This is a genomic window from Lysinibacillus sphaericus (genome assembly GCF_001629735.1).
GTDB classification, from domain to species: domain Bacteria; phylum Bacillota; class Bacilli; order Bacillales_A; family Planococcaceae; genus Lysinibacillus; species Lysinibacillus pinottii.
Window position 1 is genome coordinate 1,616,732 of the sequence record NZ_CP015224.1, and the last position, 25,852, is coordinate 1,642,583.

Sequence of the window (25,852 nt, forward strand, 5' to 3'; positions counted from 1 at the left end):
TATTATTAGCCTAATCATGAAATTATAAAATAAGCGAAAATTATCTATAAAGATAGGATGATGACAATAATTGATAAATCGCTTCTTGCTATGGTTATTTTACGTGTATTATCTGGAAGTATTGAAGTTAGTGCTGGATTGTTAATGCTGAAGCTGAATAACTTGGAAAAAGCATTCTATATTAATACAATGCTTGCTTTGTTTGGCCCAACCGTTTTAATTGTCACGACTGCAATTGCATTATTTGGATTAGCTGATAAAATTCCTGTGACGAGAATCATTTGCCTATTTACGGGAATTACCCTTATTATAATAAGCTCACATATTAAGTAATAATAAATGAATCTAAAAAAGCACTTTCCAGGAAAGCGCCCTTATATATTAAAACTAACTCTTCTCTTTAAAAAGTCATAACATCTACCTCAAACCGTCCCATCATTTTCTAATTTTATATGAATCACTTCTTGTAGAAGCCTTTGGAGGATAGAAGCAACATTGAACGCATCATCCAGAATACCCATTAAGATACCAAGTACATTCACTACAAAACTATGTCCTATTCTATCCCTCTATAATTTCGTATAAAAAAAGGGATTTCGCACCGATAACCGAAGTACGACCAAATCCCTATTTTTTCGAAAATCGCATTAGAAGTTTAAATAGTGAAGTTTTGTAGACTTTCTGAACTTAGACTATATGAAATCACTTTCTCCTTACGCTTCCTGACTACATCCACATGATTGTCGTAGGGAAAAATTAAGAAATTCACATCTTTTTTACCACTTTTTAAGTTGATGATAAAAGGTGTAACATTCGTCTCAGGCTGTAAAAATAATTTTTCATTGCCCGGAAATATATAATATTTTTTCAAAAAGATAGCTTTGTTAAAAAAGTCTATAAATCTTATTTTTTCTCTCTCTTCTAAATTCTTTCCCTTAAATGAGATCGTAACCTCTTTTGAGTCGAGTTCTTTATGAAGCTCAAATTTATTTACTAGCCACGCCACAGCTATACTTGGTGGGCTCATTAACAATTTAATAATAGATCCAATCACTATTGTAATTATCAATCCCGTTGTCATATCCTATCAACTCTTTCAGCTATTTTTTCTTAATAGCTACTACTATATTAATAATTTCATTTCTCATTAATCAGTAATTACGCTATATTGATGTTTATCATCCACCTTTCAATGATAAGGGATTTATATTATTTATCACCCTCCAATTTTTAATTTTTTTGACCATCCACTTATGTACTAATAACATCTCTGGTATGTCATGTATCGAAGTAAATCTAATACTTCTAATACCCTATTAATCCAGCAAAATATAAAAAGCCCAAAACTTTTTGTCCTTTTTAAGACAATTCGTTTTGGACATTCCTTTTTATCATTGGTAGATTAAGATTCTGCTCTTATCGAATTAAGAAACTTCATTCATGGTGCTTCTTCATCAGCCGAGGGACCGTAGCTGCCGGGCACCGGAATATTGAGAAGGCGTAAATATACTCCGATTTGCGCTCTATGGTGAATCATATGGCTTAATCCAAAGGTACGGAACGCCATGGCTCGTGGCTGACTGCGGATGATATGTTCACCTTGACGTAATGTCCATTCTTCAGCAAGCAGCTTCTCGTTACATTCAGCTAGCAACTTTTCAAGCTTGTCTACGTTTTCATCAAATTCATTCAGAATGGAAGCTTGCTTATTTATTGGCTCCCTCCGCAGCGGTACTGTCAAAAGATCAAACTCTGAGTGCTGAAGTATTGCGATTTGCCAGTTCAGTAAGTTGATTAAATGTGTGGCTAACCCACTAAGTGTCATCGATTTCTCGTGCGGCTTCCACGACAGGTGCTCCTCAGGCAAACGTTCCAAAATGCGGCGTGTAGCGGCTAATTCATGCAATGTGTCGCCGATAATCAGTTGTTTAATCATAGATTCCTCTCCTCCCTTTTGGTTAGCATACTATAAATTCCATTCAAATAGAAAGCTCTCACTAGACTTGGCTTTATGCTTACGGCAATAAAAAGAAGCTGTAATCACAGCTTCTTTCATAAAAAAACTATAGCCACTCCGCACTATTATCAGCAAGTCCTTGCAGCTCATTCATAAAGATACCTGCATGATAACCATCACAAACGGCATGATGAAATTGTAGGGAGATTGGTAGGTGGTACTCCCCATTTATACGCGTATACTGAGCGCCGGTTATAATTGGTAGTAGGTAATCTCCACCATTATGAATGTTCAAATTAAATCCAGTAAAGGAACACCAAGGAATCATAGAGATTGGGATATTGTTTTCTGGCACAGGCATTTTTGGAAACATTCGACCTGTACCTTTATACATATCTACATCTTGCTCGTATTGTTTGTGAAATTCAGAAAATGTAGTTAAATTGGATGTCCAAACGCAAGAAAATGTGCACGACTGTTTTTCAAAAATTGTGTAAGATGGTAACATTTCCGTCCAATAACCTAATTGCCCTTCTTCGTTAAAGTTAGTTCTGAATTCTTGATGAGCATTGACTATTTTAGTCATCATAAAAATAAACGCGGGATATAGCTTAAAATTCTTTTTCTTTAAATTCTCCATCAAAACAGTAATATTAATTTCATTCGTTATACTGAAGGTTGTTTGTTGTTGTAAATAGTGTTCAAAATACTCTTTGCGGTGCCAATTCTCACGGTCAATCAAATTAAATTCCATTTTTTACGCCTCCTAAAATGTTTTATTGGATTTAGGAGGCAATTTTCACTGCTTTTTTCATTTAAATCATCCTTTTTTCTAAATGAAATATGAGAACAGTATAAGGATATGTGATGGGATAGTCAATTATCATCATAATACTAGAGCTTCTTAATAGCAAAATTTGTCGTAAAAAACCGAATTTCGAGAGGGGCTTTTACTTGCGTATATACATAACAATTAATATAAAATTTTATGGACTAATCTGTGCAATATTGAGAAAGTAAATGGAGACTCCCTAGACCACAAAAAAACACAGAAGTCCCATGGACCTCTGCGTTACTTGCTCTCCTTAATAAGTGCCTTCATATCTCCTACGATTGTTTCAACTGGTACGTTCGTCGCGCCATCATAGTCTTTTACAACTGTGCCGTCTGCATTCACTAAATAATAGCTCGACATATGTATGACTTGGTCTGAGTTAGGATCATTTTTGACTAAAGAATTGAATGATTTACGTGCAAATTGCTCGATAAATTTTTGCTGATAACCTGTTAGTAGCTGCCACTTGCTTTCATCTGCAACGTTATACGTATTTAGGTAGTTTGTTAATACATCTGGCTTATCCACTTCTGGATCAACACTAAATGCAACAATTTGATAATCTTCAAGGCCTTCATCCTGCAGTGCCTGCTGTACCTCTGTCATATTAAATGTCATGGGCGGACAGATTGTTGTACAGTTTGTAAAAATAAACATAGCCAGCCACGGCTTGCCCTTTAAATCATCCAGGCTTACCTGTTCATTTTTTTGATTGGTTACATTAAAATCTTGAACCTCAATGTTTAAAGATGGCTCAAATTTGTAACTTCCGCAAGCAGCTAAAATGCTACTGATTGCTAGTACTAAAACTAGCAGTATGCTTTTCTTTTTCATTTGTATTGCACACATCCCTTCATTTCTTCACCTTATTTTATGCATTCTAGATACCAAATACAAGATAATGAACTTCCGCAAGCAATGCATTTTGTGTAAGTTGTGAACATTAACTAATTTTGGAACTCCATCACACTTATTCTTCCGAATGGCTCTCCTTTTTCAGAAATTTTTTCATAGCTTTTTTTTATTATTTTCGTTATTTCCCAAAGAAAATAACGATTGTTATATAACAAACGATTCTTCACCTTATTATGAATCTGGAATTTTAATAGCAGAATAATAAAATACAGAAAATTCTCTTTTAAGTGCAAATTTTCTCCCGCAATCATTTTTATTAGCAGCAAGCTATTTTAATAATATTATATCAATAAAAATAATCACTCTCTTTCAAACAATATTTCTCTATTAAATCCTTAATATTTCTATGTTATTACCATAAAAATGAAATGACTAAAAATTATAAAAACTCAAAATTTAGTATTGCATTATAAGAATATCCCCCATAAAATAAGTGAATATAACGACGAACGAAAAAGAAATATGTCGTTTAAAACAGAAATATATAACTTTAGGGGGAATAATAATGGCGAATGTTTCTAGTAAAAAACAAGCACAACCTATTGATTATCATGCAATCGAGGCTATGGAATCGTTCAATAGTTTTGTGAAAAAGAAAAACACCTTTCTTTTTTCGATTACAGCACTGTTTCTTATTCTTTATATCCTACTTCCAATCCTCGCATTCCAGCCTGTACTACAACAAAAATTCTTCGGAAATATTACAGGGGTATGGGTGTACTCAGCTGGATTATTTGTGATGACTATCGTGCTCTGTACAGTATATGTAAAAAAAGCTGCTTCATTCGATAAAGCTGCAGCTGCTGTGTTAGCCGAGTATCAAACGAAAGGTGGTAACTAAATGAATATTGTATCCGTTGGTTTCTTTTTAGCTATTGTTGGTTTAACACTCGTTGTTACCTATATTGCAGCAAAGCGCACTTCCTCAGCAGCTGATTTTTACACAGCTGGCGGCGGATTAAAGGGATGGCAAAACGGCTTTGCCATTGCTGGTGATTATTTATCCGCAGCGGCATTTCTTGGGGTGTCGGGTGCGATTGCTTTAACTGGCTTTGACGGTTTCTTCTTCTCAGTGGGCTATGTTGTAGCCAATTTAGTGCTTCTATACGTTATTGCTGAGCCTATGCGCAATTTAGGCCGCTATACACTAGCTGACATGTTAACGGCTCGTTTTAATGAAAAGCGAATTCGTGGCGTAGCTGCATCAGGTACGATTATTATTGTGATTCTTTATATGATTGCACAGCTTGTAGGTGCAGGCGCATTGATTAAACTACTGTTCGGCATTGAATATTGGGTTGCTGTGTTAATTGTCGGTGTAATGATGACTACTTATGTTTTATTCGGTGGCATGACAGCCACGTCTTGGGTGCAAATTATTAAAGCTAGTCTACTATTATTCGGGACAGGCTTATTAGCAATATTAGTATTAGTGAAGTTTGATTTCTCTCTAATGAAAATGTTTGACACAATTGCAGTCGATCATGGGGAGGAATTCCTTGTACCAGGAATTAAATACACAAGCACGATTGATTCTGTCTCTATGATGATGGCCCTAGTTTTAGGAACATCCGGTTTACCACATATATTAATGCGCTTCTTTACTGTAAAAGATGCTAAAACAGCTCGTTCTTCTATTTCATGGACAACTTGGATTACAGCTATCTTCTTCTCGTTAACTATATTTTTAGGATTCGGCGCGTTAAACTTTGTCGGTCTCGATCAAATTTTAGCTGAAAGTAAGGCTGGTAACACAGCTGCTCCACTACTCGCACATTATTTAGGCGGTGATGTGTTAATGGCATTTATTGGGGCTGTAGCCTTTGCAACAATTTTAGCTGTCGTTTCTGGCTTAGTATTAACAGGAGCATCCGCGATTTCACATGATATATATGGAGAAATTATGAAAGGTGGAAAATTAACAGAAAAGCAACAGGTAGTTGCAGCACGTACAGGCTCTATTTCCATTGCAATTGTCTCTATTGTTTTGGCGCTGTTTGCACAAAGCTTAAACGTTTCGTTTCTAGTGTCATTTGCGTTTTGTATTGGTGCTTCCGCAAATTTACCTGTCATTCTTTATACTATCTATTGGAAGAAATTCAATTCTACTGGTGCTGTAGCAGCCATGCTAACAGGGTTAATTTCTTGTTTAATCTTAGGAGCGATGGGACCAAATGTATGGAGTCCTGTTGAAGGTGCAGCTATTTTTGTTGGTAAGCCACTTGTACCACTAGCTGTTCCGGCCATTATTACCATTCCATTAGGCTTTATTGCAGGTTATTTGGGATCAGTCCTTTCATCTAGTAAAGTACCGACTGAAGAGGCCGAGCGTATTTATAAAGAAATTCGTGTAAAAGCGAATACTGGCGTTTCTGTATCTGATATTTCACATTAATTTTTATGCACCTTATGCATAATGAACCGAAATTCAAAATATACAAAAAAATAGGCAAAAAATTCGATTTTTGGTCGAGTTTTTCGCCTTTTTTGTTATTCCACAACTAGCAATTTACTTATCGAACAATATTATTTGACTTCCAAAATACAGAAAAAAACCAATTTTCACTAAGGCAATAGTATTTAAATATGGATAAAAAATCTAGGCATTTTTATAAATTTATCGTTCTTTTTTTGTTAAGAATCTAGATTTCTCTTTGCTTCATTTATTTGTCTGAATATTCTAAAACCCTATATATTCTTGATTTAGGAGGTTATTTTCTCTTTCAGGACTATTTTCAGAAAAATTTTTTTTACATAATTTTTCTGAAATGTATTGCAATTTTGTGAACTCTTTCATAAAATGAGAATGTGAATTCACTAAACTAGCAAAATCAAGTCTTAAGGCAGAAAAAATATACACAAAATGGGGAATGTTAATGGCGAACAATCAAGCAAAAAAAGGTGTCGTGATTGACTATGATGCAATTGCAAACCAAGAATCGTTTAAGTCTCTTGTACGTAGAAAGAACTCTTTTCTTTGGTCTATGACTGCCATATTTTTATTGGCCTACATGTTGTTACCAATTCTGACATCGTACACAACAATTCTACACCAAAAGGCATTTGGGGAAATTACTTGGGTGTGGATTTATTCCGCAGGGCTATTCATTATGACATGGGGGTTATGTCATTTATATGTAGCTAAAGCAAATAGCTTTGACAGAGAAGCTAAAGCAATTATCGCAGAATACGAGAACGGAGGTGGCCACCGATGAATAACGGAATGAGCTTTACAGCCATATTCTTCTTTGTAGCCATTGTTGGTTTAACATTAGTTATCACATGGTGGGCATCTAAACGAACTTCTTCTGCAAGTGACTTCTATACAGCTGGTGGGGGCTTAACAGGCTGGCAAAATGGACTAGCTATCGCAGGTGACTATTTATCGGCAGCCTCTTTCTTAGGGATTGCAGGTGCAGTAGCACTATTTGGATTTGACGGATTCTTCTTCTCTATTGGTTATTTAGTCGCTTACTTAGTGGTATTATACATCGTTGCTGAGCCATTACGTAACCTTGGAAAGTTCACTTTAGCTGACATGATTACAGCGCGTTTCAATAATGCGAAAGTACGTGGAACAGCTGCTTTAAGCACTATTACCATTGTTTTATTCTACATGATTGCACAACTAGTTGGTGCAGGAGCACTTATTCAATTACTTTTAGGTATCGACTACTGGGTAGCTGTATTGATCGTAGGTTTCATGATGACAACTTACGTATTATTCGGTGGTATGACAGCGACTTCATGGGTTCAAATTATTAAAGCTTGTCTTTTAATGCTAGGTACAGTGATTATCTCATTCTTAGTATTAAAAGAGTTTGGCTTCAGTATTGCAACAATGTTCAAGGAAATGTCTACAGTGACTGATAATGGTGCTGCTTATTTAAAACCCGGTCTAAAATATACAGAGGGACTTGACACAATTTCAATGTTAATTGCATTAGTATTAGGTACTGCGGGTCTTCCACATATCTTAATGCGTTTCTTTACAGTAAAAGATGCAAAAACGGCTCGTTCATCTGTTATTTGGGCAACTTGGATTGTAGGTATATTCTACGTTTTAACCATTTTCTTAGGTTTCGGTGCAGCAGCATTCGTTGGAAAAGAAGATATTATTGCGGCTAACGCTGCAGGTAATATGGCAGCCCCTCTTCTTGCAGAAGCACTAGGAGGCGACATTCTATTCTCATTCGTTTGTGCGGTAGCATTCGCAACAATTTTAGCGGTAGTAGCAGGCCTTGTACTTTCAGGTGCCTCTGCCCTATCACATGATATTTATGGTCAAATCATTAAAAAGGGTAAAGTTACTGAAAAAGAGCAAGTTCTTGCAGCTCGTATTGGCTCGATTACAATCGCTGTAATATCTATTCTATTAGCTCTTGGTGCACAAACATTAAACGTTGCATTCTTAGTATCTTTAGCATTCTGTATTGCAGGTTCCGCTAACCTTCCAGTTATTATTTACACAATTTATTGGAAACGCTTTAATACAGCTGGTGCTGTTACAGCGATGTTAACAGGCTTAATCTCTGCATTAGTATTAGTAGCTATGTCACCAAACGTATGGAATCCAGTTGAAGGCAAGGCGATTTTTGTTGGTGATCCGTTAATTATGTTAACGAACCCTGCCTTAATCTCTGTACCGCTTGGTTTCCTTGGTGGTTTCATCGGCACATTACTTTCTAAAGAAACTGATGATGCAAAATATCGTGAAGTTGACGTTAAAGCAAACACAGGTATTTCTGTACAGGACGTATCTCACTAAATCGATTTCATAAACCTCGTAAGTTCTTGCTTACGAGGTTTTACTTTTTCATTCATTTTCGTTACTATAATTGTTAAAAGGAGGGAATGAAAATGGCTCAATCTAGGGCGAAAAAGAAGCGGATGCATATAAAAAGAACTGCTGGCAAGGATGTAGAGAAAAATCGCCAATCCAATTCCTTCAGCACACATGAACGCACCACCAAAACAAAAACAGAGAAATTGATGCATGATTTTACTAAACATAAAAAGCAGTATACGGATAACTAATTGATATCCTATACTGCTTTTATTATTGTAGAAAACATAAGTGGCAATTGCCACGTTACCTTAAAGTCGATAAAAGTTTTTTGTATTCTGAGTGATAATTTTAGCCACTTGCTGAATAGACAATCCCTTGATGGCTGCAATCACCTCAATCGTCGAATGCATCATCCACGGAGACGTTGGTTTATTTGTAAAAGGTCCCTCAAACGACCATGGGCCATCTGTTTCTACCATCATTAAGTCAATCGGGTAGATTTGAATTAGCTGTTGAATTTCCTCTTCATACAAGGCATCAGGCGTAATAGAGATAAAATAACCTCGCCGAATCATGCGTTTCATGACTGCCTCGTCCCCTTTAAACCAATGGAAATGAGCCTGACAAAGCTGATGCTTTTCTAGCAAATCGCACACGATGCTAGCATCCTCATATACAGCATGCAACACAATCGGTTTGCCCAATTCCTTAGCCAATACGATAAATCGTTCCAATAAAGCCTCATATGGACGAACATCCAAGGCTTGTTCTTGCCTTAAATAATAGGGTAAACCGACCTCACCAACCGCTACCATGTTATCACGATGCGCGCGAATCCAATCAAATAAAGCCTTCTCTTCTATTTCATCCAGTAAAGGCTGTTCAGGATGAAACCCAAAAGCCGCCTTCACCTTGGGATAGACCTTCGCTAAATGCAACGTCTTTTGACAGGAGGACAACTGCATACTTACCGCAATTAATGCCTCTACTTCTGCCAATAATGAAGGTATTTCCACGTCCTTATATTGATCTAAATGAATATGGGCATCAATCAACATTCAAATCCCCCTTTTCTTCCTGTAAATACGTGAATAACTGTTGCTTCAAGGCTGTGAATGTGGCAGAATGACGAATTTCTTCTTTGCGGGGGCGCTCAAATGGCACAATCATTTCTTTTTTCACTGTTGCAGGCCGTTTCGATAAAACAATTATACGATCGGCTAAAAAGAGGGCCTCTTCAATACTATGTGTGACGAATAAGATAGATTTTTTATGCTCTTCCCAAATGGATAGGAGCCATGCCTGCATTTCCAGTCTTGTAAATTCATCAAGCGCAGAAAATGGTTCATCTAGACATAAAATAGGTTTATCACTGACAATGGCACGGATAAAAGACACACGTTGTTGCATCCCTCCCGAGAGCTCGTATGGGTAAGCTTGACTAAAGGAAGCAAGCCCCACCTTTTCAAGCCAACCTTTTGCACGTTCAACATTTGGATTTTGCTGTAATTCCTCGACAATTGTTACATTCTCTAAAATAGTACGCCAAGGAAGTAAACAAGGCTGCTGTGGCATATAGCCAATTGCGCCTCTTTTTTGCTGAATCTCCTCTCCATTTAATAAAATCGTCCCTTGATCAACCAAAGAGACCCCACCAATTAATTGAAAAAGGGTACTCTTACCACTGCCAGATGGTCCTACTATGGCCACAAACTCACCATCCTTGACATCAAAGGAAACATGGTCAAGTACATGTAGACTGTCAAAGGATTTAGCGATGTTTTGAATGCTGAGCATGATAACCTCTCCCCTTTACCATTAATTTTTCAAGCAAGCGGATACTACTAAACAACATTAAGCTTAGCAAGACAATCGCAAAAATGGCGACAAACACTCGATCTGTACGGAAGGAAGATTGTGCTAAGGTCATGTATACACCTATTCCCTTTTTTGCACCAAGCCACTCCGCAATAACTGCTCCCATTACACTATAGGTAGCAGCAATTTTTATGCCCGAGAAAATTGCCGGATAGGCATGTGGCCATTCTAATTTCCAAAACGTTTGGGCCTTCGTTGCTCCAATCATTTCGAAGTAATGCTTTAACTCGGGTGCTGTTTGACGAAAACCGTCCATTGCCGCAATGACAATAGGGAAAAAGCATACTAGACAAATAATGATGAGCTTTGGTAATAAGCCAAAGCCAAACCAAATAATAAGTAACGGCGCCAATACAAGAATGGGTATATTTTGCGACATAATGAGAATCGGATAAAATAACGACCGAATGAAAGTAAAACGATGCAAAACAATCGCCACGGTTAGACCACAGCCAACCCCAATAGCAAGTCCAAGTAAAGCTAATTCCACAGTAGCCAGAGCATGTGGCAGAAACGTTTGATATGATTGAAAGCCTTCCTTTAAGATTATGCTTGGTGCTGGTAGGAGCCAGGGAGGAACATCAGCGATATGCACAACAAGCTCCCATATGAATAAGAGGAAGGCGATAAACATTATCGTCCTTCCCTTTTGTAATGCCCGTTTCATGACTGATATTTCTCCGTTAATGTAGCCATGGTAATCCCATTTGGTTGATATAAAATTTTTACTTGTGTAATGACATTAATGGCTCCTAGCTCGACCATCTTAACATTCATTTTTTCAATGATTTGAAGAAGCGTTGTAAGCTCACCTTCCATTGTTGTTTCAAGGGGATGAACCTCATAGTTCACACCAGATGCATCAATAACCGCAATGGCCGCATCCACATAAGGAATGACATCCTCGTATTTCTCTGTCTTCGGAATGATTTGGACACTGATTAATGAATTTGCCATGTTAATTGGCCTCCTTTTTCGGTAGGAACTCATTCGTAAACGCCTGTTTAGCATCAAATTCGCCCTCTAACACTTTATTACTCGACATCCATTTAGCATAGTTTTCCCACACAGAAAGCTTTTGCTCCCCCCATTGATTAGCGTCATCCTGATACTTATCAGCCAACCACTCTTGACTTTTATGCACTAACTCCTTATCTAAGTCTGGTGCCGCTTCTAGTAAAATATCAGCCGCTTCATTCGGATGCTCGATGGCATATTCATAGCCCTTCGATGCAGCCGCAACAAAAGCTTTGACGCTGTCTGGATTGTTTTGAATCATTTTTTCATTGGTTGCTAAAACAGGTGTATAGTAATCTAACTGATCACTGTAGTCCGTTAAATACAGCATATTAATTTTTTCCCCACGAAGCTCTGCCTCAATACCTGTCCATGCATAATAAATCCAAGCAAAGTCGATGTCCTTTTTCATCATCGTAAAGAAATCTAAATCTCCCGCATTGACAATGTCTAATTTATTAATATCAGCGTTTTCTTTTTGCATTAATGATTGTAATACCGCTTGTTCGAGAGGTGCTCCCCAGCCCCCATATGTTTTTCCTTCAAAGTCCTTTGGAGAGGTAATACCCTTTGACGCTACAGAAGCAAATCCAGATGTATTATGCTGGATGATGGCCGCTATCGAGACAAGTGGCACATCCTGAACACGAGCCTGTGTAATGCCCTCCTGATAACTCACGCCAAATTCTGCTTTACCAGAAGCTACGAGCTGATCGGCTCCTGCCTCTCCTGGCATTATAATATCAACATCTAAGCCTACTTCTTCAAAATAACCGAGCTTTTTCGCAACATACAATCCTGTATGATTCGTATTCGGTGTCCAATCGAGTACCACTGATACCTTTTTCTTTGTATCAGCAGACTGCTTGTCCTCCTTGTCGCTACAGCCTACTAACGTCAATAGAGTAGCTAATAGGATAAATAACCATTTTTTCATGCTAGGTCCTCCCAGTTTGTAATATGAAAGTGTTCATGAATGAATGTTGTCACCAGAAGAAAGCGTATTATACGGTTGGTAAGATATTGCTTAGAAAATAAAAAAACGCCTAGGATTCCTCCCAGACGTATTGCAATCAATCTCCAAAACATTTGCTTTTTTGAATAGATGTTCCCTACGCTGGTACGAGCCAAATCAGGTTCAAAGGGTCAGTGTCTATCGGACACAATCTCAGCTAGCCATAACTAGCCCCCCTACATTCTTTCGCTATGAACTTTTCGATGTTTATTATACCCATAGTTGATCTTAAATGACAAGATGCTAATTTTGGATAGTTGTGCCACTATAAACAAATAGCCCAGCTCTACTTATAGAGACTGGGCATGATGTTAGCTTGTTTTTTGTTCTTTTTTGGCCGTTAAAACATGTGAGATGGCTCCATCTGTTGCAATGTCCACTTTAAATGAACCATTAGAATGGCGATCAGCGCGCGTCAATGCATGGACATCGATAACCTCTTGTATGCCTTTTTCAGTTTCAATCACAACCTGCTCATCGTCTGTTGCTTGAATAACAGCGACAATTCGATGAGGATTTGCTTTTAATTCTGTAAGGACTTTAAGTCCACGCTTGGCACGACTTGCTATTTCTACCTCTGCGACATTCATTTTCTTTACAGCCCCTCGTTGTGTCACAATAACGACATATTGTGTTTCATCTGGCTGTAGGACATTGACCCCGACTAAAGCTTCTCCATCTTTTAGCGTAATACCTTTAACACCGCCCGTTTTCACTCCAGTAACTGGTAGTTCTTCAATAGGGAAACGAATGGCATAGGCCGTATCAGTTGTTAAGAGCAGTTCCGCATCATCAGTTATAAACGATGCATAAATCATTGCATCGCCCGCTTTAACATTCATTGTTTTAATTGGCTTCGAATAACGCGTCACAGCATAATCTGCTAATGGCGAACGTTTAATTTGGCCATCTTTCGTAGCAGTTAAAATATACATATTTGGCTGTTCAAATGTTTCAAAGCCATAGACTGCAATAATCGACTCATCTTCACTTGTTGGCACAATACTTGAAATATGCTGTCCAAGGTCCTTCCAGCGAATATCAGGTAATTCATGAACAGGCTGATAAATATAATTCCCTCTATTTGTAAATAACAATAGATGATGTTGTGTATTTAAGTTTGCTTCATACAATAAGTAATCGGAATCTTTCATCGCAAAATCTTGACCGTTGGAGGCGGCATGGGATCGTGTAGATGTACGTTTAATATAGCCATCTTTCGTGACAGTCACTACAACCTCTTCACTTGGAACAAGGACATCTAATGTAATTTTAATTTCTTCTATTTCTTGTTCAATTTTCGAGCGACGTGGCTCTGTGAAACGTTTTTTAATATCTAGCAATTCTTGTTTAATGACGCGTACAAGTTTGGCCTCGCTTTGTAAAATTCCTTCTAGCTTGGCAATCAATTTGTTTAAGTCATCCTGTTCTTGACGGAGTTCTGTAATATCGGTATTCGTTAAACGATATAATTGCAGGCTCACAATCGCCTCTGCCTGTACCTCAGTAAAATCGAACTTCGCCTGTAAATTGAGCTTGGCGTCCTTCTTATCGTTAGATGAACGAATCGTAGCAATAACCTCGTCTAGAATAGATAGGGCTTTAATTAAGCCATCCACGATATGGGAGCGATCCTTTGCCTTTTGTAAATCATATATAGAACGATTTGTGACCACTTCTTTTTGGTGAGTAATATAGGAATCCAGCAATAATGGTAATGTCATCATCGTTGGACGACGATTATGAATGGCAATCATATTAAAATTGTAAGCTACTTGTAAATCTGTTGTTTTAAATAGGTACTGTAGAATCCCCTGTCCAGGAACATCCTTTTTCAGCTCGATAACGACACGTAACCCTGTACGATCTGATTCATCACGAATTTCAGCAATCCCTTCAAGGCGTTTATCTACACGTTGCTCATCAATTTTTTTCACAAGATTCGCTTTATTCACATCGTATGGTAATTCGGTAACGACAATTTGCTCTTTTCCGCCCTTGATAGGTTCGACCACAGCTTGTGCACGGACAATAATTTTACCGCGCCCTGTTTCATATGCCTTTTTAATGCCGTCTACACCTTGAATAATTCCGCCTGTAGGGAAATCAGGACCCTTGATAACTGTCATCAATTCATCCACTGTCGCAGTAGGCTTGTCTAAGCGCATCAAAACAGCATCCAGCACTTCATCTAATGCATGCGGTGGAATATCTGTTGCATAACCCGCAGATATCCCTGTAGAGCCGTTTACTAATAAATTAGGGAAACGAGCTGGTAAAACAGTTGGTTCCATATCCTGGTCATCGAAGTTTGGCACGAATTCAACCGTTTTCTTCCCAATATCTCGTAACATTTCACCAGCAATTGCAGAAAGTCTTGCCTCCGTATAACGCATGGCTGCTGGTGGATCTCCATCAACCGAACCGTTATTCCCATGCATTTCTATAAGCATATGGCGAGCTTTCCAATCCTGACTCATACGAACCATCGCCTCATAGACTGAGCTATCTCCGTGCGGATGGTAATTACCGATTACATTTCCGACTGTCTTAGCCGATTTACGAAACGGTTTCTCATGTGTATTACCTTCCGTAAACATTGCATATAAAATACGACGCTGTACTGGTTTAAGACCGTCACGTGCATCTGGCAACGCGCGGTCTTGAATAATATATTTACTATAGCGACCAAAACGGTCACCCATTACTTCTTCTAAAGGTAAATCTTGAAACTTTTCTGTACTACTCATGCTTGGCCCTCCTCTTGTTGGATGAATTCATTTTCTAAAATGTTAGCATCATCCTCCATACCGAAGTCTACATTGGCTTCGATCCATTTACGACGTGGCTCTACTTTATCGCCCATTAACGTCGTGACACGTCTCTCTGCACGTGCACCATCCTCGATAGTGACACGAATTAATGTCCGTGTGTCAGGGTTCATTGTTGTATCCCATAGCTGGTCAGCATTCATCTCTCCAAGACCTTTATAGCGCTGTAATATGTAACCCTTTCCAACTTGTTTGATGGCCTTTTGTAAATCGTTTTCTGTCCAAGCATATTCAATCACTTCTTTTTTGCCAGTTCCTTTCGAAACCTTATAAAGTGGTGGTAACGCAATAAAGACTTTTCCAGCCTCGATGAGTGGACGCATATAACGATAGAAAAACGTTAGTAGCAATACTTGAATATGCGCACCATCCGTATCAGCATCGGTCATAATGACTACCTTATTGTAGGCTGAATCCTCCACAGCAAAATCTGTACCTACACCTGCACCGATCGCATGAATAATCGTTGAAATTTCTTCGTTTTTCATAATATCTTGTAGCTTGGCTTTTTCTGTGTTAATAACTTTCCCACGCAGTGGTAATATCGCCTGGAATGTTCGATCACGACCTTGTTTTGCAGAACCACCCGCTGAATCACCCTCGACTAAATATAATTCATTTTTCGCCGCATTACGTGACTGTGCAGGCGTTAATTTCCCAGACAGAATCGTACTACCCTTTTTGTTTTTCTTACCATTTCGTGCATCCTCACGGGCTTTACGAGCCGCCTCACGCACTTGCTGCGCACGAATCGCTTTACGCACAAGAGACGCTGACAATTCAGCATTTTCCTCTAGCACATATAAAATTTGCTCAGACACCACACTATCTACCGCTGAACGAGCCTCACTCGTACCAAGCTTGCCCTTTGTTTGTCCTTCAAATTGTAATAAGTGCTCTGGAATACGAACAGATACGATAGCCGCTAAGCCCTCTCGAATATCCGTTCCTTCTAAGTTTTTGTCCTTGTCCTTTAATAAGCCAATTTTTCTTGCGTATTCATTAAAGACACGCGTCAAGGCTGCTTTTGCACCTGTTTCATGTGTACCGCCATCTCGTGTACGTACATTATTGACAAACGATAAAATCGTTTCAGAATAACCATCATTATATTGGAAGGCAAACTCTACTTCAATATCATCTTGAATACCCTCAACATATTTCACAGGATGAAGAACATCCTTCTCTTCATTCAAATACGCAACGAAAGCTTCAATGCCGTTCTCATAAAAGAACACATCATTTTTGCCTTCCTCGCGCTCATCGATTAATTCAATTTTTAAGCCCTTTAATAAAAAAGCCGACTCACGTAAACGTTCTGCTAAAGTATCATAATTAAATTTTGTGACAGAGAAGATTGTTTCATCAGGTAGGAAATGAACAAGCGTTCCTGTTTGTTTTGTTTGACCAATTTCTTCAAGTGTTGTCACTGGATGTCCACCATGCTCGAAGCGCTGGCGATATTTTTTCCCATCACGATGGATGGTTACTTCTAAAAAAGTTGATAGCGCATTCACAACAGAAGAACCTACACCGTGCAAACCGCCACTTGTTTTATAACCACCTTGTCCAAACTTACCACCTGCGTGTAGGACGGTAAAAATAATTTCAGGAGTAGGTTTACCCATCTTATGCATACCAGTTGGCATTCCACGGCCGAAATCGCGTACGCTAATACTCTGGTCTTTGTGAATCTTGACAATAATATGAGATCCAAAGCCAGCCAATGCTTCATCCACCGCATTATCTACGATTTCATACACAAGGTGATGAAGTCCACGGCCATCTGTCGAACCGATATACATGCCTGGTCGTTTGCGCACCGCTTCTAATCCTTCTAATACTTGTATAGCGTCATCATTATAGACGCTAGGTGACTGTTTATTCGTCAACAAAATTCCCCTCCAAAAAACAAACACATGTTCTATTTATGTTCTCATCCTAATAATAATAGCATTTCCTGTCAATAGTTAGCGACAGGTCCAATTAAATTTTTAAAAATTGCTCACAGTTTTAATAAACATTTCAATAGTAAACATCTTCAACAGTTGCTTAAAATTGGAATTTAAGCAAGACAGACAACCACTAGTATCCGTAAACACCTGACGCATCGTAGCTTATTTAGTTGCAAAATAGTGTTTCTGCGTCATTCCATGTAAATGAATAAAGTTAGACTTCTATTCTACCAAAGGAATGAACGATTGACAAAATTGCCATTTTGCCTAAATTTTAAGAAAGACTTTTTTCGTGCCTTCATCAATCATGTCTAAAAGCCTATCTCCAACTTACATTTAGTTTCTTTTGTATTGAATTCAAGACTCCTTAGGAATTCTCCTTCATAACATTGTAGATTAGCAAGAAAAAGTGTAAAATACTTGTTACAAACTATTAGTACCAAGTGATGGACTATGAATGAAAGGAGTCCAACTATGATCAATGGACTTATTATTTTATGTGCTTATCTAATCGGCTCTATACCTTCAGGGCTATGGATAGGTAAAATTTTTTATAATACCGATATCCGAGAACACGGAAGCGGTAATCTAGGAGCAACGAATACATTTCGAACATTAGGAAAAAAGGCCGGTATTGTTGTGACTGTGATGGATGTTCTAAAAGGGACTGCCGCTGTCTTACTAGCTGCACTTCCCATATTCTCAGACAGTTCTATTCATCCCTTAATCCTAGGTCTTGTTGCAGTGATTGGTCATATGTTTCCGATTTTCGCCAATTTCCGTGGTGGAAAAGCCGTTGCCACATCTGCAGGTGTTTTATTAGGCTACTCATGGCCATTGTTTGTCTTGCTCCTAATTGCTTTTCTTGTGACATTGAAACTCACAAAAATCGTCAGCCTAACATCTATGATAGCCGCTTCAGTAGCACTTATCTATTCAATCGTTTATTATTTTGTTACAGGTGACTTTGCATTAAGCATCTTGGTAGCCTTTTTATTTACCTTTATTATTTATCGTCACCGTGCCAATATTGCACGTATTAAAAATGGCACTGAGCCAAAGGTAAAATGGCTGTAGGAAGAGAGGAGCATTCGCTATGAAAATTGCACTGACAAATGAAGCCCTACAATGGTTCAAGCAAGAGATGGAAGTAGAACCAGGCGATACTATTCGCTTTTATGCACGCTATGGTGGCTCAAGTCCTTTTCACGAAGGCTTTTCACTAGGTATGACGCTAGAAGAGCCCATTGCTATTGGAGCTGAAGCAGTCATTGATGGCGTAACCTATTACATCGATGAAAAAGATTTATGGTTCTTTAACGATCATAACTTACACGTGGACGTGGATGCTAGTTTAGATGAATTACAATACGAGTATCGTACATAAAACAGTATTTTCCTTTCGGTCTTTGAAAGGAAATACTGTTTTTTTATTTGAAAAATAGTAGCTAGAATTTCATTCCTTTTTTCGTTTATCTCCGCATAAAGTTGTCCATTCTATAAATAATGAACATTCATTTGAGGAGGAAAGCGCATGTCCATATCAAACAAGATCGATCCCTCCCCATCCCTTACAACGGACGATTTATTAAATACTTCCCTTGCCAAAAATATAAAGGTCATTCAAAACACTCTTGGTCATAGCAATGACATCATTATACGAGAAATTACAATTGGTGAAGCTGAGCCCCATCGGCTCGCTATTATTTCCATTGATGGCTTATCCGATAAAACCATGATTTCGGATTCTGTCATTGATAAATTAATGGCGAATATTGAGGAAGAACAAGAAATAGAAATTACTACCATAAATCAATATGTGCGAAGTTCCTATTTAACTGTTGGTGACGTGATGAATATCGAGTATTTTACCACACTTTATCATGCCATACTGAATGGTGAGACCGTTATTCTATTAGATGGCTTTGCGGAAGGCATTGTAACAAGTACGAAAAGTGCGAAAGACAGAGCTGTGACAGAGCCATCAACCGAATCCGTCATTAGGGGACCTCGAGAGTCCTTTACTGAAACTTTACGCACTAATACTGCGCTCATTCGGCGCAAAATAAAAAGTCCAAACCTTTGGATTAAGTCCCGTGTCATTGGTGAAGTGACACAAACAGATGTCGCCGTGATGTATATACATGGTATCGCCAGTGACAAAATTGTTGCAGAGGTGTTAGCGCGGTTAGACCGCATTAATATCGATGGCATTTTAGAAAGTGGCTATATTGAGGATTTTATTCAAGACTCCAAAAATTCCATGTTTCCAACCGTTTATAACTCCGAACGTCCTGATGTGATTGCTGGCGAATTATTAGATGGTAAAGTGGCGATTCTAGTAGATGGTACCCCCTTTGTCTTAGTGGTGCCTGCATTATTTACTTCCTTTTTGCAATCAGCAGAAGACTACTACCAACATTGGATGATTAGTTCCCTCATTCGTATCTTACGTTTCTTTGGTATTAGTTTGGCATTGGTAGCACCATCTCTCTATGTTGCGATTACGACGTTTCATCAGGAAATGCTACCGACGCCCATGCTCATTAGTATTGCTTCACAACGAGAAGGCGTGCCCTTCCCTGCTGTAGTAGAAGCACTTATTATGGAGCTTGCCTTTGAGATACTAAGAGAGGCAGGGCTTCGAATGCCGCGAACAATCGGTCCAGCGGTGTCCATCGTGGGTACATTGGTTATCGGACAGGCGGCGGTAGATGCCGGTGTGGTCTCAGCAGTTATGGTTATTATTGTAGCATTGACGGCCATTTGTAGCTTTTTATTTCCTGCTTATGGGTTGTCCAATACGATTCGTGTACTGCGTTTTCCATTAATGATTTTAGCTGCTATGTTCGGTCTATTTGGCGTAATGTTCGGCATTATGGTTATTATTCTTCATTTATGTAGCATTCGTTCATTTGGTGTACCATATTTAAGCCCATTTGCTCCATTCATTATACAGGACCAAAAAGATGCTTTTTTATTACTCCCACGCAGACATTTATTAAAACGTCCACGTTTGGTGAATCAGAAAAATGTTGTCAGAGGGCATAAATATGTCACAAGAACAGGCAGGAAATAAAACTACTACTGAACAAGTGAGGAATGAATTATGGCAAAAGTAAAAACAATTTGCTTACTGTGCATCCTCCCTTTACTGTTAAGTGGCTGCTGGAGTAAGCGTGAATTAAATGAATTAGCCATTGTCGTAGCGCTTGGAATAGATAAAGTAGAGGACGAATTTGAAATTACTGTTCAAATCGTTGATCCTAGTGAGGTTTCAATGCGACAAGCTTCCACTCAGCGCACCCCAGTTATTAGCTATCATTCGAGAGGGGAAACAATTTTTGAGGCCATTCGTAAAATGACAACTATTGCAGCTCGGAAACCCTATTTTGCTCATTTACAAGTAGTTATCTTAGGTGAAGACCTCGCCAAAGAAGGAATTAGTGATTCATTGGATTTGATTGCACGAGACCATGAGTTTAGAAAAGATTTCGATGTCATTATGTCTCATGAGGCTACAGCTAAGGAAGTGTTAAATGTTCTTACCCCTATCGAAAAAGTGCCTGCTAATAAAATCTTAAATTCGCTCAATGTTTCTGAAAAAGTTTGGGGCTCTACAATTGCGATTAATATAGACGAATTGGTCACGAGGCTCAACGAAAAGGATAATGGCGCATTGATTTCTGCCATTGAAATTCATGGGGACAAACGATTAGGTGCCGATAAAACAAACGTCCAACGTGTTAAAACTCCTGTGTTATTAAAATATGCAGGATTGGCTGTCTTTAAAGGAGATCGATACATTGGTTTACTTTCAGAGGGAGAAAGTAAAAGTATTAGCTTCCTCAGTGACAAAATACAAAGTACCATTGAAATCGTCAACTGTCCAAAACAAGGTACGCTTTCGACTGAGATTACGCAATCCTCCACAAAAGTAAAGGGGTCATTTCAAAATGGGAAACCACAAATTGATGTCCAAATAGATGTGGAGCAAAATGTAGGTGAGGTCGAATGTGATATTAATCTCACAAAAAATAAAACGATGGATTATATCAATAAAAAAACAGCACAAGGCATCGATGAACGTATTGAAAAAACGTTAGAAAAAATTCAGCAGCAATACCAAGTGGATGTTTTAGGCTATGGGGATGCCCTTCATCGCGCAGATGCTAAACAATGGAAAAAAATTAAAAATGATTGGCCAACTATCTTTCCTGATCTTCCTGTCCATGTTCGTGTAAAAGTAACGACACAAGGCTTAGGCACAATGCAAAATTCATTATTAAAAAAGCCAAAGGAGGAATAGTAGCATGGTACTAGCGGTAGCAGTCTTCATTATTTCGGCCATTATTGCATTACTATTTATCCCAAAGCTCAAAAGACAAAAAGAAACCAAGACCATTCTTGTTTTTTCTATTCTTTTACTAATTGGGACAGCACTTAATATAGGTATTGCTCTCAAAATAAATATCCCGAGCCCTTTAGATTTGGTAACTTTTATTTTTACACCCATTAAGGATTTTATCGTTTCACTCACAAAATAGTAGACACATCGACATGTATGGGAGGACAGTTAAATGGAAAAAGAAATCATTAGTTCAAGACAATTTACAATTATTACGTCACTCCTTTCTATCGGTACAGCCATTTTAATTATCCCTTCAACTATTGCAAGCTCCAGTAAGCAGGATGCATGGATTGCTGCAAGCATTGGCGTTGTCCTTAGTTTACTAGTGGTGAAATTATTTTTGACGCTAGGCAACCAAACACCCACACTGAATTTTATTGAGGCAAATGAAAAAATTTTCGGTCGCTTTTTTGGAAAAATTACAGTGATTGGTTTTCTGTCCCTTACCCTATTTTCGGGAGGAGAACTATTATACTTTATTGGAATTTTTATGAAAACAGAGGTAATGCCAGAAACACCCACACTGGCATTCGCCTTGTTGTTTAGCATTATTATTATGTATGCTGCCTATTTAGGCTTAGAGACCTTTGCTCGCTCAGCAGAAATACTTTTTCCTATGTTTATCTTAATTTTTATTTTCTTTATTGTTTGTATTACTCCACAAATTAAGTTTGAAAATATACAACCCATTATGGAAGTATCCAAAACATCACTGTTCTATAGTATTATTCGCTTTATGAGCGTCTTTTCTTTTTCCCTAGTTATGTTATTAATGATTTACCCTGCCAGTGTCAATGTCCAGCAATCCTCAAAGAAAGGATTTTACATAGGTACGATTCTCGGTGGATTTGTTTTAGTAACATTGATTACCCTTTGCATACTAGTATTAGGGGCAGCCAATACGGCTTCCCGAACTTTTCCTAGCTATGCCTTAGCACAAAGAATCTCGATCGGCAACTTTTTACAGCGTATTGAAATTATCATGGCTTTTATGTGGATTGTATCTATTTTTATTCGAACATTTATGTACTTCTATACAACGGTCGTGGGAATTGCACAAATTATGAAACTGAAGGATCACCGCCCACTTATCTTACCAATGGGTATTATTATGATTGGTCTTTCGCAAATTGTTCATCCTGATATTGTCCATTCCGACAATTATAATAATGAAATTTGGCCTATCTATTCATTTATTTTCACCATTTTATTACCTATCCTGCTACTTATTGTAGCCGTCATACGTAATCGAAAATCACAAGGGAATGCGGCTGCGAATGCTAATCAGGGGCAAGTAACTGATGTGGGTAATACGGATGCTAATCAAGGAAATCAACCTAATCCTGCTAATACGGATTCCCAACAGGATAATCAGATGAAACCTAATAATAGGGATGTCAATCAAGATAATCCAACTAACAATGCTACTACTGATTCCAACCAAGATAACCACACTAAACCTGACAAAATGGATGCCAATCAAGATAATCCAACTAACAATGCTACTACTGATTCCAACCAGGATAATCAGATGAAACCTAATAATAGGGATGCCAATCAAGATAATCCAACTAACGATGCTACTACTGATTCCAACCAGGATAATCAGATAAAACCTAATAATAGGGATGCCAATCAAAATAATCAGACTCACCATGCTACTACTGATTCCAACCAGGATAATCAGATGAAACCTAATAATATGAATGCCAATCAAGATAATCCAACTAACGATGTTACTACTGATTCCAACCAGGATAATCACAGTAAACCTGACAAAATGGATGCCAATCAAGATAATCCAACTAACGATGCTGCTACAGATTCCAACCAAGATAATCACACTAAGCCTGATAAAATGGATGCCAATCAAGATAATTCAACTAACGATGCTGCTACAGATTCCAACCAAGATAATCAGATGAAACCTAATAATAGGGATGCCAATCAAAATAACCCAACTAACGATGTTGCTACAGATTCCAATCAGAAAGATCAGGCTAAACCAGATATTACGGTTTCTGACAAGAAGAATTTAGAATAACAAAGTCTAATTCCTTCAGCTACTTAGCGAAGAAATTAGACTTTGTTATTGTTATTTAAATATGATATTCAATTTCGTCCACAAAGTCCCATTCATATGGTGTCTCTTGGTATACATAGTAGTTCAACCAGTTGGAGAACAATAAATGTGTATGGGCACGCCATGTATTCATCGGTTCCTTTTCTGGATCATCATTTGGGAAGTAGTTTACTGGAACGTTGATATCAATGCCCTTGGCAACATCGCGACTGTATTCATCAGCCAGTGTTGTCGCATCATATTCTAAATGACCTGTAATCATAATGTTTTTATTATCTTTAGATTGCACGATAAACACACCTGCATCCTCTGAATAGGATAATAAGCGTAAGTCTGGATGATTGCGAACCTCGTCAATCGAGACAGATGTATAGCGAGAATGAGGGGCTGTAAATAAATCACTAAAGCCTCGTACTAAATCCACTGTTAAATCAGTAATCACATGAGAATAAACGCCGGAGCATTTAGCAGAAAGCTCTATTTTTCCAATTCCATAATGATGATATAACGCAGCCTGTGCCCCCCAACATATATGTAGCACGGATGTCACATTCTTTTTAGACCAATCCATAATTTCAGCAATTTCCTGCCAATAGTTAACCTCTTCAAATGGCATTTTTTCTACAGGTGCCCCAGTAATAATCATACCATCATAACGTCGGTGACGAATTTGGTTAAACGTTGTGTAAAATAATTGTAAGTGAGATTTACTGACATTTTTAGATTCATGAGTAGCCGTGTTTAAAAAAGTAATATTGACCTGTAATGGTGTATTTCCTAGTAAACGTAATAATTGTAGCTCCGTTTTTTCTTTTTCGGGCATCAAATTTAAAATTAATATGTTTAATGGACGTATTTGCTGTGTTCTCGCACGATCCTCTTCCATCACGAAGATTTTCTCCTCACGTAAATGCTCCCCAGCAGGTAAATTTTTCGGAATATTAATTGGCATCTAGCATTCCCCTCTCTTTTTTGCTCCTTTTTCTAAAAAAATTAAAAATCCTCCACATTCCATATGAGATAGAATGAGAAGGATTTTTTTCACGTTCACTCTTATCTCTCAAAGGAAAAACCTTTGCTGGAATTAGCACCTTTCTAACATTTGTTAGAGGTTGCTGAAGCGTCATCGGGCCAAATCCCTCTGCTTCTCTTGATAAGATTATTTAATTATTTTGAATTGTAACATGGACGAGTTAGAATATCAATAATTCATAGAATATTTTGTTATTCCCATGCATGTTCTACATTCATTTGATGAACACTAAGCTTGCTGTATATGGTTATTCTACATGAAATTTTATGGTAAACATGCCGCTATTATGTTACCATATATCTTTAGTAATAGAGAGGAACGTGAATACTTTGATTAATATTGAATTTCCAAAACCAGATGTAGTTATTCGCCAACGCGAACAAGATGTAAAACCAGGTGATGTCCCAATTACACCATACTTTGGTTTCATCGACTTCCACAAAATCACACGTGATAAAGGCGGCATTTTCTTATTTTATAATGAAAAGAATGAGTTATTATTTGTCGGCAAAGCACGTAAAATTCGCCAACGCATAAAAAAACATTTTGAAGACAATGTATCTCCGATGAAAAACTATCGTGACGAGGTCTTCAAAATTGAAGTCTATGAAGTAGAAGATCCTATGGAACGTGAAATTTATGAAACGTATGCGATTAATACGTTCCGCTCCAAATACAATGTAGATAAAGTATTTTATTAATATCAATAAAAACCGAAATCTCTTTTTAGGGATTTCGGTTTTTTATTACAGCATGGTAATACGATCTATCGGCATGCTTTTGCCATTAATATACAGTTCGATAATAGTCAGCTCCGCGCTTTTGTTGTTGGCATAGACATAGGGTAGAGCTTCTTTCTTTTGCTCGCTTCCTTCCTTGAAATGAATGACTAACCTATTTTCATTAGCTGCTACACTTGCTAGCACATTTCCTTTTGAAAACATGACAAGATAGTACGTCACGTCATCTTCATACAATAACTGAATTCTGTCTGTAGCTATAATATGTTGTTGGATATGGTCAGGAACGATTGTTAGCTCTTGAATCTTAGGAAAAACCGGCAGCGGTGCAGAATCACATCCACCCATCATTAATAAATAAAGTAATACTGGCAACATCCATTTTTTCAAGAT

26 protein-coding genes and 2 riboswitches are annotated in these 25,852 nt (G+C 38.0%); of the genes, 13 read left to right on the forward strand and 13 right to left on the reverse strand.

Going from position 1 to position 25,852, the window contains the following annotated elements:
- The first annotated feature begins 57 nt into the window (after window positions 1-57).
- Entirely contained in the window at window positions 58-333 is a 276-nt protein-coding gene (locus A2J09_RS07850) for a YqhV family protein (RefSeq protein ID WP_012294608.1), read from the forward strand.
- Window positions 334-655: 322 nt separating this feature from the next.
- Here the strand turns inward: A2J09_RS07850 and A2J09_RS07855 are convergent, their stop codons facing one another.
- The 4 genes from A2J09_RS07855 to A2J09_RS07870 form a co-directional block, all read right to left on the reverse strand.
- Window positions 656-1,081 (reverse strand): YfmQ family protein, encoded by a 426-nt coding sequence (locus tag A2J09_RS07855; RefSeq protein ID WP_031416018.1) that lies wholly within the window; start codon window positions 1,079-1,081, stop codon window positions 656-658.
- Between the two features lie 357 nt (window positions 1,082-1,438).
- Window positions 1,439-1,936: a DinB family protein gene (locus A2J09_RS07860; RefSeq protein WP_012294611.1), complete on the reverse strand. Its 498-nt coding sequence runs from the start codon at window positions 1,934-1,936 to the stop codon at window positions 1,439-1,441.
- A gap of 127 nt (window positions 1,937-2,063) precedes the next feature.
- Window positions 2,064-2,711: a type A chloramphenicol O-acetyltransferase gene (gene catA / locus A2J09_RS07865; protein ID WP_012294612.1), complete on the reverse strand. Its 648-nt coding sequence runs from the start codon at window positions 2,709-2,711 to the stop codon at window positions 2,064-2,066.
- A 318-nt stretch (window positions 2,712-3,029) separates the two neighbouring features.
- Window positions 3,030-3,626 (reverse strand): SCO family protein, encoded by a 597-nt coding sequence (locus A2J09_RS07870; RefSeq protein WP_012294613.1) that lies wholly within the window; start codon window positions 3,624-3,626, stop codon window positions 3,030-3,032.
- A 586-nt stretch (window positions 3,627-4,212) separates the two neighbouring features.
- Between A2J09_RS07870 and A2J09_RS07880 the strand changes: the two genes are divergently transcribed.
- From A2J09_RS07880 to A2J09_RS23920, 5 genes are all read left to right on the forward strand, one after another.
- The gene (locus A2J09_RS07880; protein WP_012294615.1) at window positions 4,213-4,548 is read left to right on the forward strand and encodes a DUF485 domain-containing protein; all 336 of its coding nucleotides are present in this window, start codon (window positions 4,213-4,215) and stop codon (window positions 4,546-4,548) included.
- Window positions 4,549-6,102: a solute symporter family protein gene (locus A2J09_RS07885; RefSeq protein WP_036161769.1), complete on the forward strand. Its 1,554-nt coding sequence runs from the start codon at window positions 4,549-4,551 to the stop codon at window positions 6,100-6,102. It begins immediately after the preceding gene.
- 481 nt (window positions 6,103-6,583) lie between these two features.
- Entirely contained in the window at window positions 6,584-6,922 is a 339-nt protein-coding gene (locus tag A2J09_RS07890; RefSeq protein WP_031416022.1) for a DUF485 domain-containing protein, read from the forward strand.
- 8 nt (window positions 6,923-6,930) lie between these two features.
- A complete protein-coding gene (locus tag A2J09_RS07895; protein ID WP_036162768.1) occupies window positions 6,931-8,475 on the forward strand; it encodes a solute symporter family protein in 1,545 nt (514 codons plus the stop codon).
- 92 nt (window positions 8,476-8,567) lie between these two features.
- On the forward strand, window positions 8,568-8,744 hold the full coding sequence (locus A2J09_RS23920) for a hypothetical protein (protein WP_227256847.1): 177 nt from the start codon (window positions 8,568-8,570) through the stop codon (window positions 8,742-8,744).
- A gap of 60 nt (window positions 8,745-8,804) precedes the next feature.
- Here A2J09_RS23920 and A2J09_RS07900 read toward each other — a convergent pair whose 3' ends face one another.
- The 7 genes from A2J09_RS07900 to parE all read right to left on the reverse strand — a co-directional run bounded on the left by A2J09_RS07900 (window position 8,805) and on the right by parE (window position 17,129).
- Window positions 8,805-9,554 (reverse strand): TatD family hydrolase, encoded by a 750-nt coding sequence (locus tag A2J09_RS07900; RefSeq protein WP_036161772.1) that lies wholly within the window; start codon window positions 9,552-9,554, stop codon window positions 8,805-8,807.
- Window positions 9,544-10,293, reverse strand: coding sequence for an ABC transporter ATP-binding protein (locus A2J09_RS07905; RefSeq protein ID WP_012294620.1), 750 nt, complete (start codon window positions 10,291-10,293; stop codon window positions 9,544-9,546). The genes A2J09_RS07900 and A2J09_RS07905 overlap by 11 nt, the downstream gene beginning before the upstream one ends.
- Window positions 10,268-11,041 carry an ABC transporter permease gene (locus A2J09_RS07910; RefSeq protein WP_012294621.1) on the reverse strand — a complete coding sequence of 258 codons (774 nt, stop codon included), beginning with the start codon at window positions 11,039-11,041 and terminating at the stop codon, window positions 10,268-10,270. The genes A2J09_RS07905 and A2J09_RS07910 overlap by 26 nt, the downstream gene beginning before the upstream one ends.
- Window positions 11,038-11,331: a thiamine-binding protein gene (locus A2J09_RS07915; protein WP_012294622.1), complete on the reverse strand. Its 294-nt coding sequence runs from the start codon at window positions 11,329-11,331 to the stop codon at window positions 11,038-11,040. The genes A2J09_RS07910 and A2J09_RS07915 overlap by 4 nt, the downstream gene beginning before the upstream one ends.
- A gap of 1 nt (window position 11,332) precedes the next feature.
- Complete coding sequence (locus A2J09_RS07920; protein ID WP_012294623.1) at window positions 11,333-12,328, reverse strand: ABC transporter substrate-binding protein; 996 nt, start codon at window positions 12,326-12,328, stop codon at window positions 11,333-11,335.
- Window positions 12,329-12,483: 155 nt separating this feature from the next.
- Window positions 12,484-12,594, reverse strand: a riboswitch (TPP riboswitch).
- Window positions 12,595-12,717: 123 nt separating this feature from the next.
- Window positions 12,718-15,156: a DNA topoisomerase IV subunit A gene (gene parC / locus A2J09_RS07925; protein WP_036161775.1), complete on the reverse strand. Its 2,439-nt coding sequence runs from the start codon at window positions 15,154-15,156 to the stop codon at window positions 12,718-12,720.
- A complete protein-coding gene (parE, locus tag A2J09_RS07930) occupies window positions 15,153-17,129 on the reverse strand; it encodes a DNA topoisomerase IV subunit B (RefSeq protein WP_031416030.1) in 1,977 nt (658 codons plus the stop codon). The genes parC and parE overlap by 4 nt, the downstream gene beginning before the upstream one ends.
- 537 nt (window positions 17,130-17,666) lie before the next feature.
- Here parE and plsY point away from each other — a divergent pair.
- From plsY to A2J09_RS24145, 6 genes are all read left to right on the forward strand, one after another.
- Window positions 17,667-18,269, forward strand: a complete 603-nt coding sequence (gene plsY / locus A2J09_RS07935; protein ID WP_012294625.1) for a glycerol-3-phosphate 1-O-acyltransferase PlsY — start codon at window positions 17,667-17,669, stop codon at window positions 18,267-18,269.
- Between the two features lie 19 nt (window positions 18,270-18,288).
- Complete coding sequence (locus A2J09_RS07940) at window positions 18,289-18,579, forward strand: HesB/YadR/YfhF family protein (RefSeq protein WP_012294626.1); 291 nt, start codon at window positions 18,289-18,291, stop codon at window positions 18,577-18,579.
- Between the two features lie 147 nt (window positions 18,580-18,726).
- Window positions 18,727-20,271 (forward strand): spore germination protein, encoded by a 1,545-nt coding sequence (locus A2J09_RS07945; RefSeq protein ID WP_012294627.1) that lies wholly within the window; start codon window positions 18,727-18,729, stop codon window positions 20,269-20,271.
- 30 nt (window positions 20,272-20,301) lie between these two features.
- Window positions 20,302-21,501: a Ger(x)C family spore germination protein gene (locus tag A2J09_RS07950; RefSeq protein WP_012294628.1), complete on the forward strand. Its 1,200-nt coding sequence runs from the start codon at window positions 20,302-20,304 to the stop codon at window positions 21,499-21,501.
- Window positions 21,502-21,505: 4 nt separating this feature from the next.
- The gene (locus A2J09_RS07955; RefSeq protein WP_012294629.1) at window positions 21,506-21,739 is read left to right on the forward strand and encodes a hypothetical protein; all 234 of its coding nucleotides are present in this window, start codon (window positions 21,506-21,508) and stop codon (window positions 21,737-21,739) included.
- A 33-nt stretch (window positions 21,740-21,772) separates the two neighbouring features.
- A complete protein-coding gene (locus A2J09_RS24145; RefSeq protein ID WP_012294630.1) occupies window positions 21,773-23,647 on the forward strand; it encodes an endospore germination permease in 1,875 nt (624 codons plus the stop codon).
- 55 nt (window positions 23,648-23,702) lie between these two features.
- Here the strand turns inward: A2J09_RS24145 and metA are convergent, their stop codons facing one another.
- Entirely contained in the window at window positions 23,703-24,638 is a 936-nt protein-coding gene (metA, locus tag A2J09_RS07965) for a homoserine O-acetyltransferase MetA (RefSeq protein ID WP_012294631.1), read from the reverse strand.
- Between the two features lie 98 nt (window positions 24,639-24,736).
- Window positions 24,737-24,846, reverse strand: a riboswitch (SAM riboswitch).
- Window positions 24,847-25,048: 202 nt separating this feature from the next.
- Between metA and A2J09_RS07970 the strand changes: the two genes are divergently transcribed.
- Complete coding sequence (locus tag A2J09_RS07970; protein WP_025116318.1) at window positions 25,049-25,420, forward strand: nucleotide excision repair endonuclease; 372 nt, start codon at window positions 25,049-25,051, stop codon at window positions 25,418-25,420.
- A gap of 45 nt (window positions 25,421-25,465) precedes the next feature.
- Here the strand turns inward: A2J09_RS07970 and A2J09_RS07975 are convergent, their stop codons facing one another.
- Window positions 25,466-25,849 carry a hypothetical protein gene (locus tag A2J09_RS07975; protein WP_227256848.1) on the reverse strand — a complete coding sequence of 128 codons (384 nt, stop codon included), beginning with the start codon at window positions 25,847-25,849 and terminating at the stop codon, window positions 25,466-25,468.
- Between the last annotated feature and the right edge of the window lie 3 nt (window positions 25,850-25,852).